The sequence below is a fragment of the Streptomyces sp. GQFP genome, assembly GCF_021545335.1.
Classification (GTDB): Bacteria; Actinomycetota; Actinomycetes; order Streptomycetales; family Streptomycetaceae; genus Streptomyces.
The window spans coordinates 3,353,796-3,371,715 of record NZ_CP089312.1 but is presented as its reverse complement, the minus strand read 5'-3'; the positions used below and the strand labels follow the sequence as shown (position 1 = coordinate 3,371,715).

The 17,920-nt window shown below is 70.2% G+C and carries 19 protein-coding genes and 1 pseudogene; 10 read left to right on the top strand and 10 right to left on the bottom strand.

Features of this window, described 5'->3' with window-relative positions; translation table 11 throughout:
• Positions 1-57 precede the first annotated feature (57 nt).
• Positions 58-345 carry a DUF1905 domain-containing protein gene (locus LUX31_RS14710; RefSeq protein ID WP_235475242.1) on the top strand — a complete coding sequence of 96 codons (288 nt, stop codon included), beginning with the start codon at positions 58-60 and terminating at the stop codon, positions 343-345.
• Positions 346-383: 38 nt separating this feature from the next.
• Here LUX31_RS14710 and LUX31_RS14705 read toward each other — a convergent pair whose 3' ends face one another.
• Positions 384-1,010 carry a TIGR04222 domain-containing membrane protein gene (locus LUX31_RS14705; RefSeq protein WP_235475241.1) on the bottom strand — a complete coding sequence of 209 codons (627 nt, stop codon included), beginning with the start codon at positions 1,008-1,010 and terminating at the stop codon, positions 384-386.
• Positions 1,011-1,174: 164 nt separating this feature from the next.
• Here LUX31_RS14705 and LUX31_RS14700 point away from each other — a divergent pair, with 164 nt between their 5' ends.
• The 3 genes from LUX31_RS14700 to msrA all read left to right on the top strand — a co-directional run bounded on the left by LUX31_RS14700 (position 1,175) and on the right by msrA (position 5,073).
• Positions 1,175-3,367, top strand: coding sequence for a hypothetical protein (locus LUX31_RS14700; protein WP_235475240.1), 2,193 nt, complete (start codon positions 1,175-1,177; stop codon positions 3,365-3,367).
• A 430-nt stretch (positions 3,368-3,797) separates the two neighbouring features.
• The gene (locus LUX31_RS14695; protein WP_235475239.1) at positions 3,798-4,349 is read left to right on the top strand and encodes a DUF3455 domain-containing protein; all 552 of its coding nucleotides are present in this window, start codon (positions 3,798-3,800) and stop codon (positions 4,347-4,349) included.
• Positions 4,350-4,560: 211 nt separating this feature from the next.
• The gene (gene msrA, locus LUX31_RS14690; RefSeq protein WP_235475238.1) at positions 4,561-5,073 is read left to right on the top strand and encodes a peptide-methionine (S)-S-oxide reductase MsrA; all 513 of its coding nucleotides are present in this window, start codon (positions 4,561-4,563) and stop codon (positions 5,071-5,073) included.
• Positions 5,074-5,122: 49 nt separating this feature from the next.
• On the opposite strand, the pseudogene LUX31_RS14685 reads toward msrA, so the two are convergent.
• From LUX31_RS14685 to LUX31_RS14670, 4 genes and pseudogenes are all read right to left on the bottom strand, one after another.
• Positions 5,123-5,287, bottom strand: a pseudogene (locus LUX31_RS14685) (peptide-methionine (S)-S-oxide reductase); the annotation flags it as partial.
• Between the two features lie 16 nt (positions 5,288-5,303).
• Positions 5,304-6,458, bottom strand: coding sequence for a hypothetical protein (locus LUX31_RS14680; RefSeq protein ID WP_235475237.1), 1,155 nt, complete (start codon positions 6,456-6,458; stop codon positions 5,304-5,306).
• On the bottom strand, positions 6,455-8,116 hold the full coding sequence (locus LUX31_RS14675) for a M48 family metalloprotease (protein ID WP_235475236.1): 1,662 nt from the start codon (positions 8,114-8,116) through the stop codon (positions 6,455-6,457). Before LUX31_RS14675 ends, LUX31_RS14680 begins: the two co-directional genes overlap by 4 nt.
• A 223-nt stretch (positions 8,117-8,339) precedes the next feature.
• Positions 8,340-9,458 carry a hypothetical protein gene (locus tag LUX31_RS14670; protein WP_235475235.1) on the bottom strand — a complete coding sequence of 373 codons (1,119 nt, stop codon included), beginning with the start codon at positions 9,456-9,458 and terminating at the stop codon, positions 8,340-8,342.
• Between the two features lie 110 nt (positions 9,459-9,568).
• Here LUX31_RS14670 and LUX31_RS14665 point away from each other — a divergent pair, with 110 nt between their 5' ends.
• Entirely contained in the window at positions 9,569-10,723 is a 1,155-nt protein-coding gene (locus LUX31_RS14665) for a cystathionine gamma-synthase (RefSeq protein WP_235475234.1), read from the top strand.
• Positions 10,724-10,735: 12 nt separating this feature from the next.
• Here the strand turns inward: LUX31_RS14665 and LUX31_RS14660 are convergent, their stop codons facing one another.
• From LUX31_RS14660 to LUX31_RS14650, 3 genes are all read right to left on the bottom strand, one after another.
• Positions 10,736-10,984 (bottom strand): hypothetical protein, encoded by a 249-nt coding sequence (locus LUX31_RS14660; RefSeq protein ID WP_235475233.1) that lies wholly within the window; start codon positions 10,982-10,984, stop codon positions 10,736-10,738.
• Complete coding sequence (locus LUX31_RS14655; RefSeq protein WP_235475232.1) at positions 10,981-11,484, bottom strand: sigma factor-like helix-turn-helix DNA-binding protein; 504 nt, start codon at positions 11,482-11,484, stop codon at positions 10,981-10,983. The genes LUX31_RS14660 and LUX31_RS14655 overlap by 4 nt, the downstream gene beginning before the upstream one ends.
• An 85-nt stretch (positions 11,485-11,569) precedes the next feature.
• Positions 11,570-12,076 (bottom strand): MarR family winged helix-turn-helix transcriptional regulator, encoded by a 507-nt coding sequence (locus tag LUX31_RS14650; protein ID WP_235479919.1) that lies wholly within the window; start codon positions 12,074-12,076, stop codon positions 11,570-11,572.
• A 164-nt stretch (positions 12,077-12,240) separates the two neighbouring features.
• On the opposite strand from LUX31_RS14650, the gene ilvA reads away from it, so the two are divergent.
• From ilvA to LUX31_RS14635, 3 genes are all read left to right on the top strand, one after another.
• Positions 12,241-13,479 carry a threonine ammonia-lyase gene (ilvA, locus tag LUX31_RS14645; RefSeq protein WP_235475231.1) on the top strand — a complete coding sequence of 413 codons (1,239 nt, stop codon included), beginning with the start codon at positions 12,241-12,243 and terminating at the stop codon, positions 13,477-13,479.
• A 187-nt stretch (positions 13,480-13,666) separates the two neighbouring features.
• Positions 13,667-14,650 (top strand): ATP-binding cassette domain-containing protein, encoded by a 984-nt coding sequence (locus tag LUX31_RS14640; RefSeq protein ID WP_235475230.1) that lies wholly within the window; start codon positions 13,667-13,669, stop codon positions 14,648-14,650.
• Positions 14,647-15,492 carry an ABC transporter permease gene (locus LUX31_RS14635; RefSeq protein WP_235475229.1) on the top strand — a complete coding sequence of 282 codons (846 nt, stop codon included), beginning with the start codon at positions 14,647-14,649 and terminating at the stop codon, positions 15,490-15,492. Before LUX31_RS14640 ends, LUX31_RS14635 begins: the two co-directional genes overlap by 4 nt.
• Before the next feature lie 51 nt (positions 15,493-15,543).
• Here LUX31_RS14635 and greA read toward each other — a convergent pair whose 3' ends face one another.
• A complete protein-coding gene (gene greA, locus LUX31_RS14630; protein ID WP_235475228.1) occupies positions 15,544-16,041 on the bottom strand; it encodes a transcription elongation factor GreA in 498 nt (165 codons plus the stop codon).
• Between the two features lie 216 nt (positions 16,042-16,257).
• Positions 16,258-16,656, bottom strand: coding sequence for a DUF4307 domain-containing protein (locus LUX31_RS14625; protein WP_235475227.1), 399 nt, complete (start codon positions 16,654-16,656; stop codon positions 16,258-16,260).
• 146 nt (positions 16,657-16,802) lie between these two features.
• On the opposite strand from LUX31_RS14625, the gene mca reads away from it, so the two are divergent.
• Both mca and LUX31_RS14615 read left to right on the top strand, forming a co-directional pair.
• Positions 16,803-17,663, top strand: a complete 861-nt coding sequence (gene mca / locus LUX31_RS14620; RefSeq protein ID WP_235479918.1) for a mycothiol conjugate amidase Mca — start codon at positions 16,803-16,805, stop codon at positions 17,661-17,663.
• Complete coding sequence (locus LUX31_RS14615; protein WP_235475226.1) at positions 17,656-17,910, top strand: hypothetical protein; 255 nt, start codon at positions 17,656-17,658, stop codon at positions 17,908-17,910. Before mca ends, LUX31_RS14615 begins: the two co-directional genes overlap by 8 nt.
• The last annotated feature ends 10 nt before the right edge of the window (positions 17,911-17,920 follow it).

Genomic DNA, 17,920 nt, shown 5'->3' with positions numbered 1-17,920 from the left:
CGCCCTAGCCTGGCCACCGTGAGCGGCGGTGACAGGCCGCGAAAGGGGACTGGCACAGTGGAACTCGCCTTCGCAGGCCGGGTGATCGAGTGGCGCGGACCGGCGCCGTACTACTTCGTCCCCGTACCGGACGAGGAGTCCGCCGACATCCGCGAGGTGGCCGCGATGGCTTCGTACGGCTGGGGTGTGATCCCGGTCGAGGCACGGATAGGCGAAGTCGTCTTCGAGACGTCGCTCTTCCCGAAGGACGGTGGCTATCTGCTGCCGCTCAAGGCCGCCGTACGCAAGCGGCAGGACATCTCGGCGGGGGACGATGTCGCCGTGGAGATCGCTGTTCGCCTCTAGTTTCTGGTCCCCAGGCAGTCGTCGGAGTCAACCTCCCCTCAGTCGCTGCCGCTCCCACCGCCACAGCTGAAGGCGCTGCCCGAGCCTGCGTCCGAGTCGGGGTCGGAGTCGGAGTCGTGGTCGCGGTCCAGGGCCATGCGGATCAGGGTTCGGCCCAGGCCTGACGGGATCGGCCGTGCGTTGACGACGCCTCGTCGGACCGGGCCGTGCGGGAGGGTGGCGGGGCCGCTGAAGACGTACTCCGGTAGGCCCTTGGCCCGTTCGGCTGCCCGCAGTTGCTGTTTGCCCAGCCGGGTCGGCCGGCGCCGAGAACCCGTCACCAGTTTCCGCGCGGCAAGTCGGCGGGCCATCTCCTCGACCTCCGGGGAGTGTTGCAGGGCGGTGAGTACGGAGGCGGTGTTCCTGCTGCGTGGGCATGAGGCGAACAGGGCGCCCTCGACCGGGTGTTGAGGCCGCGTCTCACCCACGGCACGTACACGGGAACCGCCGAGCTTCAGCAGGCCGCGTTCGGACAGCGCGATCAGCGCGCTGTCCGCCACCCTCTGGGGCCCGCCCGCCAGGAAGGCGATGTCGTAGGCGTCCAGGGCAGCCCCGGGCTCTGCTGTTGCCTCCGTTGCCTCCGTAGCCTCCGTCGTCGGGACGGATCGCCGAAACGCTCTTCCCATGCCGAGCCCCCTTCGGACGCCTTCTCTGCCCGCAGTGTCGCCCGGCGCGAGTGCGCACAACCCTGTCCCCTGCCCCTTCAGAGCAACACTTGAGCTTTCAGGGGCCGCCCGCGGGCGAAAAAACTCCGATGCGCCGGTTCGCCCCTCTCTGCGACCATCCCGGAATGGCGCACAGTTTCGAATCGCTGGTCATCCGGCACACCCACCGCGTTGCCTCCCCCAAGGGCTCCCTCGGGGCTTCCGCCGGTCAAGGGGCCGCCGCCGCGCGGCAGTTCGACGTGGCGCTGGCCTCCGTGGGCTTCAAGCTCTCGGCGGAGTTGCTGGAGCGGCTGTCGGGGCTGTCCGAGGCCGCGGTCCTGCACACCGCCAGGCGGACGCTGCGTACCGTGAGCGAGATGGTCGGCGACCACGTCCGGCACAACACGTACTTCATCGACTTCCCGGCGAACGTGCCGGACACCGAGGAGTTCTGGACGCGGTGCGTGGCGCAGGCCCTCGGCGACGAGAAGTCGCGGCAGGGCGTGCTCACGCAGCTCGCGCACGGCGTGCTGGATCTGCTCAGCCTCCCCACGTACGGGCGCTACCAGCACACGTACGAGGAGATGCTCGCGGCGCAGGACGAGCTGATCGCCTCGGCGGGCGACCGGGTCACCGTGCTGCACCTCGGCCGGGACCTCGATGCCGAACTCACCGACCTGTACCTGGCGTTGGCGGGCAGCACGACCCCGTTGGGCGAGGACGACCTGCGCGACCTCAAGGCCCTCGCCGAGCGGTGCGCGCTCGGGCCGCAGCCGGAGGCGATCCCGGTACGGGAGATCCGCGCGGTCGTGAACGAGGCCCGCGTCGGCGCCGGTGCGGACCTGCTCCTCGACACCGTCACCGACGTACTGCGGCTCGCCTGCGCGCTGTCGGGCGGTGACGTGACCCTCCAGGAGCCGACCCCGTTCCGGTCGCTGTCGCGGCCGGTGCGGCGGGCGCTGCTCGCGGGCCTCGACGCCGTGATCGCCGCGAACCCGGCGAAGCTGGCCGACGTACACGCGTACCGCGAGCCCTTCAAGCGGCTCGGCGAGCGGCTCCACCCGCACGAGTACCCGCGCTGGCCGCACGCCGCCGACGTGTTCGCCGTCGCGCGGGGCGAGAAGGAGGCGCGGTCCTTCGACAGCCGGGTGGACAAGCTGCTCGACGAGTTCGACGTGCTCGGCGCGGTGAAGCTGCTGGAGTCCGCTCCCGGCAGGCTGTTCCGCGCCCTGGACCTGCTGCTGCGCATCGCCGCCGACCAGACGGAGCGGGACGCGGTGGTGGCCGCGGCGGTACGGGTCGCTCCCGAGGTCGCCGGACGGGTCGTGCTCTCGGTGCGCGAGCACTTCCACAACCGGGAGCGGGAGACCGGCGCGCCCCGCATCTTCGTCAACCGCCGGGCCCGCGCCTGGGTGACCCCCGACCACCGCCCGACCGTACCGGCCGCCGACCGCGACCGTCTGATCGCCGCCCTCGACGCCGAACTGCGCCGCCGGCTCCCGGCACCGGGCCGGCTCCTCGTCGACCCGGACGTCCTCGACGTGGCGCTTCCGCTCAGCGGCAGGGCGACCGCGGCAGGCCTCGGTGTGCTGCCCCGGGGTTCCGTCTCCGCGGTCGACGGCGAACGGCTGCGCTTCTTCGTGTACTGGAAGGAGAAGGAACGGCGGACCGACTACGACCTGTCGGCGCTCCTCCTCCACCCCGACTACAGCACCGACACCTGGCTCTCCTACACATCCCTCACGGCGGTCGGGGGCCGGCACTCGGGCGACATCACCGAAGCACCCGACGGGGCCTCGGAGTTCATCGACCTGTCCCTGGACCGCGTACGCAGCACGTTCATCGTTCCGCAGGTCAACATCTACGCAGGCGAAAGCTTCGAGGAGGCCGAGGAGTCGTTCTTCGGCTTCATGCTGCGCGACGACGACCAGAAGGGCCGGCCGTTCGAGCCGCGCACAGTACGGACGAAGTCGGAGCTGCGTGGGGTGGGCCGGGTCGCGTTGCCGCTGGTGTTCCGGCGTGAGGACGACGGCCGGTGGCGTGCGAAGTGGCTGCACCTGTATCTGAAGGGCATCTCGGACGCCAACCGGGTCGAGGAGAACCAGGTGTCGGTGTCGAAGGTGGTGCGCGCCGTCGTGGAGCGCGAGCAGCTGACGGTCGGGTACCTGATCGACCTGATGTCCGCCGACAGCACGGTCGTCGACCTGTGGGACGGCCGGTCGGGCGAACCGGTCCCGGCCGAGCCCGTGACGTACGTCGGCCTCGAACGCCCCGAGGGACTGCACCCGGACTCCCGGATCATCACCCTCGAAAACCTGCGCGACCTGATCCCGGCCTGAGTGCTAGCGTTGCCGACGGCGAGGCCATGAAGGGGCTTCCTTCTCATTCACTCCAAATGAACTCAAGTCCTTTCGCTTTCCTCGCCGTTCACGTCGCTCCGGGCGGCGCCCGCGCTCACCGCGCGAGCGCCGCCCGAGCCGTTTTTCCACCACGGCAACTGCCCTGACGGCACGTCGAACGCCCCGAAGTCCACGGTGACGTGACCGTGCGCGTGCCCTGCAGTCCCTGGCCGGTCCGGAACCCGTCCGGCGATACTCCGTACGCATGAGCCGTGATGATCACCACGGGGGACGTGATGCCCACGACTCGTTCACGTTCTCGTGGTTGATCCCCACGGCACAGCGCGGGTCTGATGGCACATCACCGCTCACCGCGCCCCAACTCACAGCGCACAGCTCAGAGTTCAGAAACGTTCTGGAGACAAACCCGATGAAACTCGCCAAGCGAATCATCCTCACCACCACGGCTCTCGCCGCCGCATCCGCCGCCACGCTCCTGGGCGCGACGGTCGGCCAGGCCGCTCCCGTGCAGACGGTCCGCCCCGTCGTCGACGCTCCCGCCGCACTGAAGGTCCCGGACGGCAACAGACTGACCGGCGTCTTCTCCGCCGAAGGCGTCCAGACCTACACCTGCACGGACGGCGCCTGGAAGCTGCTGGAGCCGGCCGCCACCCTCTGGGCCAAGAACGACCACTCCCGCCGCACGGTCGCCCTGCACTCCCGCGGCCCGGTCTGGGTCTCCACCATCGACGGCAGTGCGGTCAACGCCGCCGCCATCGCCAACTCCCCCAAGACGGGCACCATCCCGGAGCTCCTCCTCCAGTCCACCGCCACCCGCGGCACCGGCGTCTTCGCGGACGTCTCCTACATCCAGCGCCTCAACACCCGGGGCGGCGTGGCCCCGACCACGGCCTGCACCGGCACGGACCAGGTCAGCGTCCCGTACTCGGCGACGTACACGTTCTACAAGCCCGCCAAGTAGTCATGGGCCGTCGACTCCCTCGGTCCCAGGGCCGGAAGTGACGTAACGCGAAGGTCCCCGGTGCCATCAGGCGCCGGGGATTTCACGTACCCTCCGGGCGTCGGAATCGCCCGGCGGCCTCGTGCGTTGAGGAGGGTGGGCAGGGATTGCCGGTGGTGTGCGAGCCGAGCAGCCCGAGAGTGATCGAGCCGACAGAGAGTGGAGGGCCGCAATGGCTGCGCAGACGCAGAGGGCCGTGCTGGCTGGTGGATGCTTCTGGGGGATGGAGGAGCTGATCCGCCGGCTTCCGGGCGTGACGGCGACCCGGGTGGGATACACCGGCGGGGACGTGCCGAACGCGACGTACCGGAACCACGGCACGCACGCGGAGGCCATCGAGATCCTTTTCGACCCCGAGGCCACCGACTTCCGCGCGATCCTGGAGTTCTTCTTCCAGATCCACGACCCCAGCACCAAGAACCGCCAGGGCAACGACATCGGGCTCAGCTACCGCTCCGCCATCTACTACGTGGACGACGAGCAGAAGCGGATCGCCGAGGACACGATCGCGGATGTGGACGCCTCCGGACTGTGGCCGGGCAAGGTCGTCACCGAGGTGGAGCCGGTCGGCCCCTTCTGGGAGGCCGAGCCCGAGCACCAGGACTATCTGCAGCGTTACCCGAACGGCTACACCTGCCACTTCCCGCGCCCCGGCTGGCGCCTGCCGAGCCGCACGGCGGGCTGACGACCGGACCGCACGCGGGCGGTGGAGAGTCTCAGCCGTCCGCGCCGGCCACGGCGGAGCGGTACTGGGTGCCGCCGTCGTTGCCCTGGCGGAAGCCCTGGGCCGGGGTGTGGGACTCCCAGGAGAGCTGGAGCAGACGTTCGTACGAGATCTGCCGGGGGTCGAAGACCACGCGGACCGCCTCCGTGTGGCCGGTCAGGCCCGAGCAGACCTCTCTTCGGCCCGTCGGCTCAGCTCGCCCCGGCCTCCGCGGACTGCCCCTCCGTCGCCGACGTCACCGCCAGCGCCGCCAGGTTCCGTATCCGGCAGTACCGCGCCGCCATCTTCGTGCCGCGATACCGCCACGGCAGCGCGTTCACATACCCGTCCACCAGCCTGAACTGCTCGACCGCCGCCTCGTCGCGGTCCTGGAGGGCGAGGTAGTACGCCAGCAGGTGGCGCAGTTCCGGGAGGCGCGGGTGGGTCGGGTCGGCCGCGGCGGCGTCGGCGAGGCCGGCGTTCACACGGGCGATCATCTCCGGGGTGCGGTCGGTGGCACTGTCGTCCGACTCGTCGTGCTCGAAGTGGGCGATCAGGGGGAGCGCCGTCAGCAGGCTGCCCAAGGGCGCGGTAGCCGCCGCGCGTTCCGCGAACTCCATCGCCAGCTGCTCCGAGCCGCGCCACTTCTTGCACCAGTACTGCAGCGCCGCGAAGTGCGCCTCGTAGTGGTACGGGTCGCGCGCGGTGAGTTCCGACCACAGCTTGTCCATCTCGGAGTGCGGGTATCCGAGCCCGAGCGCGGTCCAGATCTCCGTGACGTACGGGGTCGGGTCCTCGGGGTTGAGCGCCGCGGCCCTGGCGATCTCCTCGCGGGAGCGCTGCAGCAGCCGGTGGAAGCCCGCGAACTGTTCGCCCGTCGTGTGGGTGGCCCGATTGCCGCCCCGGACGTTCCAGGCGAGGCTCACCGTGCTCCGGGCGCGGACCAGAGCGGTGTCCGGATCATCGGGACCGCCGGGCCCGTCGGCTTCCCAGGCCAGCAGCCAGCCGTCGTCCTCGGCCGCGATCTCCGCCAGCAGAGTCGTGGCCATGGAACGGTGTTTCCAGTCCCGGCCGATACCGCGCAGCAGCTCGGCGGCCGTCTTCCAGGCGTCCCTGTCACCGCCGCGCACCGTGTCGAGCGCCGCCTCCCAGCCGGCCGGCAGCGGTCCCGCGGACTTCGTGCTCTGCCGCTCGGCGGGCAGCAGCCCGAGCTGCTCGGCGGCCGCCGCACCGCCGTCACCGTCATCGTCGCCACCGGTCCCCGACATCTGCGTGAAGAACTCCTTGACGAACACCCCGCCCAGCCACAGCGCGAAGATCAGGGTGGGCACGGCCAGGATGCCCAGGATCCACAGCAGTACGGTCATCGGGGAGCGTCCGTTTCTCGGGAGGAGCGGGGAGCGGGGGGAAGCAGGGCGCGCAGCGGAGCGGTGTCCGGGTGGTCGGCCAGGGCCCTGTCCACGGCGGCGCCGATCGAGGCGTCGAGTTCGGAGGCGTCGTCGTCGGGGGCGCTGCCCGGCGCCGGGAGCAGACGCGCCTTCGCCGACTGCTCCCAGGAGAACTCCCAGCGCATCCGCGACCGCGCGCTGAACTCCGCCATCACCATGCTGTGCAGCGAGTTGTGCAGCGTCGGGCGTACGAACTCACGGAACGCCCGCCCCTTCGCCGCGACCGCCTCGTCCGACAGGGGCAGTCTGCGCGCCAGTTGCCACAGCTGGCCGTCGTCGATGAGGGTGAGGAGGGCCGGAAGAGTCGGACTGGCCTTCGTGTACAGGGCCAACGCCCGGTGCAACGGGGTGTTCAGCGCGGCCAGGTTCCCCGCCATCGCGCCGTCGAGGAGTTCCTGCCAGTCGGCGGTACGCCTGAACTGCCGTACCTCGTCCGTCAGTACCGCCTCCTCCAGCGCCGCGTACGCCCGCTCCTCGTCGGCCAGGAGCGCGATCGCCGCGCCGTGGGCCTCGTCCGCACGCCCGTCGGCGGGGAGCAGCTCGATACGGCGTACGCGGTCGGCGATCGGCGGGTGGGAGTCGTACGGGGATATCGGCTCCGTCGGCAACTCGCTGCGCAGGCCCGCCAGTTCGAGCTGCCGGGCGGAGAGCATCCGGCCGAAGCCGCCGAACACCTCACCGGGCGGCGGCAGCAGCCGGGCTTCGCTGCCCAGGGTGGCGTAGCAGCGGACGTAGAACCCGAACGCGCCCTCCAGGACCGGGATTTCGCGCAGTGCGGACGCGGTGGCGTCGCGGCCGGCGATCCGGGCGGCCGAGGCGTCGGCGGCGTACTCCTGGCGGCGGGAGTCGGCGAGCGTGGCGCGCAGGTACAGCTTGGCGTACGCGGTGTAGATCCGGGCCATCGCGCGGTACGTGACGCCCGCGCGGCCCGTGTCGACCTCCTGCGCCTCCTTGCCCTTCGCCTCGGCCTTGGCGTTCCTCCGCTCCTGCCGGGCGCGCTCCCGGGCCTCCGTGCTGCCCGCCCGCTCCTCGAAGTTCCTTATGGTGCGCAGGAGTTGGGTGCGTCCGCGCAGGGTGAGGGCGGCGAGGCGGGTGTCGGAGCCGGCGTAGTGGCCGAGTTCATGGGCGAGGACCGCACGCAACTGGGCCTCGGTCAGGCCCTGCATGAGGGGTACGCCGAGATAGAGCCGGCGCGGCCCGGGGAACAGGCCGAGCAGCCGGGCGTCCTCGCTGACGGCGGCGTTGGTGTCGCCCATCAGGACGATGCGGGACGGGGCGCGGGTGCCGACCTGGTCGGCCAACTCCCGCACGGTACGCCAGAGTTCGGGCTCGTCGGCCTCCGTGACCGGCAGACCCGAAGGCTCCTCGCCCTTCGGCGTACGGAGCATCAGCAGCCCGCGGACCAGCGGAATCGCCAGCAGTACGGAGACGACGGCCAGCTTCGTCGCGACGGCCGCCGGGGTGTGCGCGAAGAGCAGGTAGTCGGTGCCGGCGAGCACCGCCAGCAGGAGCACGCCGAGCAGATAGAAGCCGGCGAGCAGTACGAGAGCGCGCAGCGCGCGCAGGGTCGAGCCCATCGGGCCGGGATCCCTCCACGGGGAACGGGGACGGTGGAAAGGGTGCGCGGCCGAGCGGTGGGGTCATGACCGGCGGGTGGGGGAAAGCGGAGTATCGCGTACGGGCACGCTGGCAGGCAAGACATGGCCATGCCGCCGGACGCTCATGTCCCGCGTGGGCGTATATGGGCGGCCCCCAGGCCCCTGTCTCACCCCACCCCTACCCCCACCCCCACCTCTCACCTCACCGCAGCAGCGTCGCCGGGCTCCCCCCGTTCGCCTCGTACCCCGCCACCGCCAGCGCGCGATAGATCGCGAACTCGGCCGCAGGGTCGGCGGTGAGGGTCCACGGGAGGGCGCCCACGTGGCCGTCGACGTGCACCAGCTGGTTCATGGCCTCCGCCCAGCGCTCGGAGCGCACCAGGAAGAAGATCAGCAGATGGCGTACGTGGGCCAGCATCGGGTCGTCCGGGCGGGCCGCGTGCACCGCGAACAGCGCGCCGTGGACCGCCTTCGTCACTACCTCGCTCTGGTAGAAGCCGCTGACCAGGTTCACCTCGGGCAGATGCTCGAAGACCGCGAACAGGGGCATCGCCGCCAGCAGCGAGCCCTGCGGGGCCCGGGCCGCCGCAGCCTCCGCGAACGACATCGCCAGCTCGCGCGAGCCGTGCCACTTCTCGCACCAGTAGTGGAGGGCCGCGAGATGCGCCCCCATGTGGTCCGGGGCGCGGTCGAGGATCTTCAGCCAGAGCTGCTCGAACTCCGGCTGGGAGTACGCCAGTCCGCGTGCCACCGACAGCTCGACGATGTACGGGACCGGGTCACCGGGGGAGAGGAGCGCCGCCTCGCCGCACGCCGACCTCGCCTCCTCCATGATGATCCGGAACTCGTCCGTGCCGGGCGTCGACGTCCGCCACGCCTGCTGCACCAGGAACTCCGCGTGCACGGCCGCGCCGCCCGCGTCCTTGGGCGCCTCCGTCCGCCACACCCGCAGCCACTGCCCGCCCGGCGACTCGCTCACCCCGCCGGGGCGCTGCCGCAGCTCCAGCGACGCGGCGCCCGCGAAGGCCTGCACGCGCTGCCAGCGCCGCTCGCCGTCCTTCTCGGTGCCGACGAGCAGCTGCGACGCCGCTCTGTAGTCCTGCGAACGCTGCACGACGTCGAGGACATCGAGCAGATCCTGGTCGGGGCCGGGCATCCGGATGTCCAGCGCCTCCTGCCGGACGAACCCGTAGTTCGCCGGGTCCGCCGCGTCCGGGTCACCGGGCGAGACCTGCTGAATACCGGCACGGCTGCGCCGCACGAACGGCAACACCACGAAGCCGAGCATGACCAGCGCCATCAGGACCCAGAGAATCTCCATGCCACAAGCGAACCAGACGGGTCTGACAATTGGCCAACCCGGTCCCCCGCACCGGCCCCGGGCGGCCGTCGGCCGTCACCGATCCCGTGGGCGGGCTACGCTCGGTCCACATGAGCGACAGGCACATCAGTCAGCACTTCGAGACCCTCGCGATCCACGCGGGCAACACCGCGGATCCCCTCACCGGCGCGGTCGTCCCGCCGATCTACCAGGTCTCGACCTACAAGCAGGACGGCGTCGGCGGGCTGCGCGGCGGTTACGAGTACAGCCGCAGCGCCAATCCGACCCGTACCGCCCTCGAAGAGAACCTCGCGGCCCTGGAGGGCGGTCGCCGTGGTCTCGCGTTCGCGTCCGGACTGGCGGCCGAGGACTGCCTGTTGCGTACGCTGCTCAGCCCCGGCGACCACGTGGTCATCCCCAACGACGCGTACGGCGGCACGTTCCGGCTCTTCGCGAAGGTCGTCGCCCGGTGGGGCGTGGAGTGGTCGGTCGCCGACACCAGCGACCCCTCCGCGGTACGGGCCGCGCTCACCCCGAAGACCAAGGTCGTCTGGGTGGAGACGCCCTCCAACCCGCTCCTCGGCATCACCGACATCGCCGCCGTCGCCCAGATCGCCCGCGAGTCCGGCGCCCGGCTCGTCGTCGACAACACCTTCGCCACGCCCTACCTCCAGCAGCCGCTGGCGCTCGGCGCGGACGTCGTCGTGCACTCGCTGACCAAGTACATGGGCGGCCACTCGGACGTCGTCGGCGGCGCGCTGATCACTGCCGACGCCGAACTCGGTGAGGAACTCGCGTACCACCAGAACGCCATGGGCGCGGTCGCCGGGCCCTTCGACTCCTGGCTGGTGCTGCGCGGCGCCAAGACGCTCTCCGTCCGGATGGACCGGCACAGCGAGAACGCCACCAAGGTCGCCGACATGCTCACCCGGCACGCGCGCGTGACGCGCGTTCTGTACCCGGGGCTCCCGGAGCACCCCGGTCACGAGGTCGCCGCCAAGCAGATGCGGTCGTTCGGCGGCATGGTGTCGTTCCAGGTGCAGGGCGGCGAGGAGGCGGCCGTCGAGGTCTGCAACCGCGCCCAGGTGTTCACCCTCGGCGAGTCCCTCGGCGGCGTGGAGTCCCTGATCGAGCACCCGGGACGCATGACGCACGCGTCCGTCGCCGGGTCGGCCCTGGAGGTGCCGGGCGACCTCGTACGCCTCTCCGTGGGCATCGAGAACGTCGACGACCTCCTGGAGGACCTCCAGCAGGCCCTGGGCTGACCTGCCCCCGCCTCACCAGCCTGTCAGGGGCGGAGTCGTCTCCGACGGCGGCTCCACCCAGGGCTGGACCGTCGCCGCCCACACGGCGAAGACGACCACCGCGACGGCCAGCAGCAGCCACATCAGCCGCCGTACCGCCCGCCTGCGCCGCAGCATGCGGCTGCCGCGCCGTACGGCCTCCACGTACAGGTCGGGCGGCACCGGAGGCGGCGTGCCCTCCATGAGCCGCCTTGCGGCGGCCTCCCGGTCCCGGCGGCTCACGACGGCACCACCTTGCGCCCGGCCACCGTGGGCGCCGGGCTCCGCGGCGGATGCAGCAGCGTCGCCGTCGCGCGGTCGCAGATCGCGTGGACGCGTTCCGTGGGCAGGCCGAGCAGCGCCGCCGTCTGCTCCTCGCCGACCCCCTCGTACAGCCGCAGGACCATGATCAGCCGCTGCTGCGGGGTGAGCACGGCCAGGGCGCCGCCGGGATGCGCGCGGGCCCGGCCGAGACCGCCGTACTGGTGCCACGCCCCGCGCGCGAAGCGCACGGCCAGATACTGACGGGCCCTGTCGTACGGGTCCTCCCCGCGCATCCGGTCCCAGCACGCGTACGTGTGGGCCAGGGCGTACGTCAGCAGGCGCCGCGCGCGCGGGTTGTCGTGCGGCGCCTCCGCCGTGAGCAGCGTGGCGGCGTGCAGCAGCCGGCCCGCCGCTCCCGCGACGAACGCCTCGAAGTCCCTGGCCCGGCCGGCACCCTGGGACACCTGCCGTTCTCGCACCGCGCCTCCCGCCGTACGACAAGGACCCGGTCTCATCTGAGGCCAGATGCCGCCCGCCGGTCAAGAGCCGGGAAGCACGCGGTGGTCAGGAGGTGGACTCCGGTTCCCCCACCGAGATGCCCTGGGCGGCCTGACGGGCCGAGAGCGCGGTGTTGAAGCGCGTGAGGAGCGTGCAGAACGCCTCGCGCTCCTGCGGAGACCACTCCTGCGTCAGCTCCGCCATCAACTGACGCCTCGACGACCGTACTTCCTCCAGCCGCGACAGCCCGCGCGGGGACAGCTGCAGGACCACCGCGCGCCCGTCCTCGGGGTGCGAGGTGCGCTTGACGAGGCCCGTGTCGACGAGCGGCGCCACCTGCCGGGTGACCGTGGACGAGTCGATGCCCATGCTCGCGGCGAGCGCCTTGACGCCCATCGGGCCTTCCTTGTCGAGGCGGTTGAGCAGCAGATACGCGGCGCGGTCCATCGAGTTGCGCACCTGCCCGACTCCCCCGAGCCGGGTCTGTTCGGCACGGCGCGCGAACACCGCGACCTCGTGCTGCAACGTGTCGAGGAGACCGGTGTCACCGACGGTCGTCATGTCCATCGACATTTCAGGTGTTGTGGGCATGGCCGGGGGCTCACTTCATGAAAGGGGGTGCTGGGTTGGGGGACAGGGTACGCGGCCGGAAGGCGGGCCGTACCGACGCTGAGGAAACCGGTCTCGGAGCTTGGTCACACCGCGAGTTCGCGCCTGTGAACTGCGAGACTTGAGTCATGAGCTACAGCACGGCTGACTCCTTGCACTCCCTCAAGCCTGTCACTCTCGACGACGTACGCGGTGCCCAGAAGATGCTCCAGGGCGTGGCGCGGATGACCGCCATGGAGGGCAGCAGGCATCTGACCCAACTGGTCGGCGCGCCGGTGCACCTCAAGTGCGAGAACCTCCAGCGGACCGGATCCTTCAAACTGCGCGGCGCGTACGTCCGTATCGCCGGACTGTTGCCCGAGGAGCGGGCCGCCGGTGTCGTCGCGGCCAGTGCGGGCAACCACGCGCAGGGGGTCGCGCTGGCATCGGCGCTGCTCGGAGTGCGTGCCACGGTGTTCATGCCGCACGGCGCCCCGCTGCCGAAGATCAGCGCCACCCGTGAGTACGGCGCCGAGGTGAGGCTGCACGGACAGGTCGTCGACGAGACGCTGGCCGCCGCCCAGGAGTACGCGGAGCGGACGGGCGCGGTGTTCATCCACCCCTTCGACCACGCCGACATCATCGCCGGGCAGGGCACGGTGGGCCTGGAGATCCTGGAACAGTGCCCCGAGGTACGCACGATCGTGGTCGGGATCGGCGGCGGCGGTCTGGCCGCCGGGATCGCGGTCGCCGTGAAGTCGGTGCGGCCCGACGTACGGATCGTGGGCGTGCAGGCGGCGGGCGCCGCCGCGTATCCGCCCTCGCTGGCGGCCGGGCGGCCGGTGTCGGTCGCGAACCCGGCCACGATGGCCGACGGGATCAAGGTCGGGCGGCCCGGCGCGGTGCCGTTCGGGATCATCGGCGAGCTGGTGGACGAGGTCCGCACGGTCAGCGAGGACGAGCTGTCGGCCGCGCTGCTGCTCTGCCTGGAGCGCGCCAAGCTCGTCGTGGAACCGGCGGGGGCGAGCCCGGTCGCGGCGCTGCTGAGCGAGCCGGGGGCCTTCGAGGGACCGGTCGTCGCGGTGCTGTCCGGCGGCAACGTCGACCCGGTGCTGCTGGAGCGCATCCTGCGCCACGGCATGGCGGCGCAGGGCCGCTACCTGGCGGTTCGGCTGCGGCTGACGGACCGGCCGGGTGCCCTCGCGACGCTTCTCGGGGTGTTGTCAGTGGTCGACGCTAATGTCCTCGACGTGAGCCATGTCCGGACCGATCCGCGGCTGGGGCTCACGGAGGCGGAGGTCGAACTGCACCTGGAGACGAAGGGCCCGGAGCACTGCGCCGAGGTCGGACTGGCGCTGCGCGAGGCGGGTTACACCGTCATCGACTGAGGTCAGAGGGGTGATCTCACTCGGACGAGTGGAGCCGGGAAAAATGCATTGAGAGACGCGATACATCGCGTTATGGTGTGTGTCACGCGAAGGCTCTGCCCGCACATGCTCCTCCTGCTTGCCGGGCGGGGCAAACGAGAAAAATCTAGGCTTCTTGCGGTAATCCCCAACGACGTGGAGAACAGATATGCCAGGCGCCATCTATGCCGAAGGCCTGGTGAAGACCTTCGGCGATGTAAAGGCTCTGGACGGCGTCGATCTGGACGTCCCGGAGGGCACGGTCCTCGGCCTGCTCGGGCCGAACGGAGCGGGCAAGACCACCACGGTCCGCTGTCTGACGACCCTGCTGCGGCCCGACCGCGGCTCGGCGGTCGTCGCGGGCATCGACGTCCTGAAGCACCCCGACGCCGTCCGCCGCTCGATCGGCCTCTCCGGCCAGTTCGCGGCGGTCGACGAGTATCTGACCGGCCGCGAGAACCTCCAGATGGTCGGCCAGCTGTACCAGATGAGGGCGAAGGCGGCGAAGGCCCGCGCGGTCGAACTGCTGGAGCAGTTCCATCTCACGGACGCCGCAGACCGCCCCGCGAAGACCTACTCCGGAGGCATGCGCCGCCGGCTCGACCTCGCGGCGGCCCTGGTCGTCTCACCGCCGGTGATGTTCATGGACGAGCCGACGACCGGACTCGACCCGCGCAACCGCCAGCAACTGTGGGGGGTCATCAAGCAGTTGGTCTCCGGCGGGACGACACTGCTGCTGACCACCCAGTATCTGGAGGAGGCCGACCATCTCGCGCACGACATCGCGGTGGTCGACCACGGCAAGGTCATCGCCCGCGGCACCTCCGACCAGCTCAAGGCCCGCACCGGCGGCGAGCGCGTCGAGGTCGTCGTGCACGAGCGCGAACACATAGCGACCGCGTCCGAGGTGCTCAACGCCTTCGGCAAGGGCCAGGGCGAGGTCACCGTCGAGGAGCACATGCGCAAGCTCACCGTGCCCGTCACCGGCGGCGCCAAGCTCCTCGCCGAGGTCATCCGGGAACTGGACACCCGCGGCATCGAGATCGACGACATCGGCCTGCGCCGCCCCACCCTCGACGACGTCTTCCTCTCCCTGACGGGCCACCTGGCCGAGGCCAAGGACGAGGAGAACGGAAAGGAGACCGCCAAGTGAGTGCCGTCACCGACGCGCTGCCCGCAGCGGTGCCCACGAACCCCTTCAGCCAGCTGATCCGCGACTCGCTGGTCGTCGCCAAACGGAACCTGTTGCGGATGTCAAGGATTCCCGAAATGATCATATTCGGGTTGATTCAACCAATCATGTTCGTGGTGCTGTTCGCCTACGTCTTCGGCGGCTCCATGAACATCGGCGGTTCGACGGACTCCAGCACCTACCGCGAGTTCCTGATGGCCGGCATCTTCGCGCAGACCGTCACCTTCGCCACAGCGGGTGCCGGCGCGGGCATCGCCGACGACATGCACAAGGGCCTCATCGACCGTTTCCGCTCCCTGCCCATGGCACGCGGCGCGGTGCTGACCGGACGGACGCTCGCTGACCTCGTCCAGACAGCGCTCACCCTGCTCGTGCTGGCGGTGGTCGCGCTGCTGGTCGGCTGGCGCACGCACACCAGCCTCGGTGAGGTGCTCGGCGCCTTCGGGCTGCTGCTCCTGGCGGGATACGCGTTCACCTGGATCGGTGCCCTGATCGGCCTGTCCGTGCGTACCCCCGAGGCGGCGACGTCCGGCGGGCTGATCTGGCTCTTCCCGGTCACCTTCGTGTCCAACGCGTTCGTGGACTCCAGCAACCTGACCCCCTGGCTGCAGCACGTCGCCGACTGGAACCCCTTCAGCGCCACCGTGCAGGCCTGCCGCGTACTGTTCGGCAACCCCGGTGTCTCGCCGTCGGACGCCTGGCCCATGCAGCACCCGGTGTGGGCCTCGGCCATCTACTCGGTTCTGATCATCCTCATATTCAGGACCCTGGCGGTCCGCAAGTACCGCTCGGACACGGCATGACGGCGCCCCCGGCGTCTTGGGACGCCGGGGGCTCGCCAGGGACTTGAGAGGTCAGCTCTGGTAGGGCACGGCCTTCAGGATCTTCACGGAGGCGAGCTTGCCGTTCGGCAGTTCGTACTGGGCGTCCGAGCCGACCTTCTTGTCGCTCACACCGCGGCCCAGGGGGGACTGCGGGGAGTAGGTCTCGATGTCGGCGCTGGCGTACTCGCGGGAGGCGAGCAGGAAGGTCAGCGTGTCGTCCTCGTCGCCGTCGAAGGCGATGGTCACGACCATGCCGGGCGCGACCGCGCCGTTCGCCGCCGGAGCCTCGCCGACCTTCGCGTTCTCCAGGAGCTGGGTCAGCTGGCGCACACGGAGCTCCTGCTTGCCCTGCTCCTCCTTGGCCGCGTGGTACCCGCCGTTCTCGCGCAGGTCGCCCTCCTCACGCGCAGCGGCGATCTTGGCGGCGATCTCCGTGCGCGCAGGACCAGTAAGGTGCTCAAGCTCGTCCTTGAGCTTGTTGTACGCCTCCTGGGTCAGCCAGGTGACGTTCTCGCTGGTCTGGGTCACAGGTGCTCCTCGTAGGTACTGGGAATACAAAGCATCGCCCTACCCAGAAGAATGTTCCTTCTCGGATGGGCGAAACCACGAGCCTAACAATTCAGCGGCGGCAGGGGGAGGACATAAGCCATCAGAAAAACATCGACGCAGGTCAGTGCTTATGTGATGAGAGTGACCCCGATGACGGCCCTGGTCCAAGCCCTGGGCCAAGTTCTGGGGGCGTCCTCAGTCGGCGTGACAGCCGAGCAGCTCGGCTGTGGTGCCCTGGGACGTCGTACGGAGGGTGACGACCTGGTCGATCCGGGTGGCGTCGCCGTCGAAGCGGAAGTCGGCGCGGCCGACCTCGGCGCCGTTCTCGGCCTGGGAGCGGACCGTGCAGTAGCCGTTCGCGCCCGAGTCCTTGCGGACCTCCAGGTGAACCTTCACCGACGTGCTGTACGTCTTGAAGGTGATGATCTCGGCGCTGATCTTGTTGCCGACGACATAGTGGTAACCGAACCAGCCGAGCACGACGAGCAGGACGGTTCCGAGTACCGCGGCGGCGACCCTGAGCCTGTGATCGGCGCGCTCGTCCGTGGAGCGGCCGTACCGTCCCTCGGGCGGTCGCGTGGTCGCCGTACTCATGATCGTCCCCTCCGCGAGGCCCCTGGAAAGCCGGGCCCCGGAATTATTGGCCGCTCGGTTCGGTCACTATAGAAGCCGCCCACTGCACCCGCTCACACCGGGCGCCGACCTACGAGGATTGAGTCTTGACTGACCAGCTGCGACTGATGGCCGTGCACGCGCACCCCGACGACGAGTCGAGCAAGGGTGCGGCGACCATGGCGAAGTACGTGTCCGAGGGGGTGGACGTGCTCGTCGTGACCTGCACGGGCGGGGAGCGCGGCTCCATCCTCAACCCGAAGCTGCAGGGCGACAAGTACATCGAGGAGCACATCCACGAGGTACGCAAGAAGGAGATGGACGAGGCCCGCGAGATCCTCGGCATCAAGCAGGAGTGGCTCGGCTTCGTCGACTCCGGTCTGCCCGAGGGCGACCCGCTGCCCCCGCTCCCCGAGGGCTGCTTCGCCCTGGAGGACGTGGACAAGGCGGCCGGGGAGCTGGTCAAGCAGATCCGCTCGTTCCGTCCGCAGGTGATCACGACGTACGACGAGAACGGCGGGTACCCGCACCCCGACCACATCATGACCCACAAGATCTCAATGGTGGCCTTCGAGGGCGCGGCGGACACCGAGACCTACCCGGAGTCGGAGTACGGCCCGGCGTACCAGCCGCAGAAGCTGTACTACAACCAGGGCTTCAACCGGCCGCGCACCGAGGCGCTGCACAACGCGCTCCTGGAGCGCGGGATGGAGTCGCCGTACGGGGACTGGCTGAAGCGGTGGTCGGAGTTCGAGCGCGCCGAGCGCACGCTGACCACGCATGTTCCGTGCGGGGAGTTCTACGAGATCCGCGACAAGGCACTGCTCGCGCACGCCACCCAGATCGACCCCGACGGGGGCTGGTTCCGGGTGCCGCTGGAGATCCAGCGGGAGGTCTGGCCGACGGAGGAGTACGAGCTGGCGAAGTCGCTCGTGGACACTTCCCTCCCCGAGGACGACCTGTTTGCGGGCATCCGCGACAATGCCTGACATGAGCGCAAGCGCAAGCCTGGCAATGACGCATCTCGTCCCGCTCGCGGCAGAGGTCGACGAGGACAAGGTGACCCCCGGTGTCCTCGGCTTCATCGTGTTCGCGGTGATGGCCCTCGCGGTGTGGGGCCTGATGAAGTCCATGAACAAGCAGATGGGCAGGATCGAGTTCAAGGAGGCCGAGGACCCGAAGGGCGACGTCGACTCCGAGAAGACCCCGGCCGAACCCAAGGCCCGGCAGGGCTGACGCGACCCGC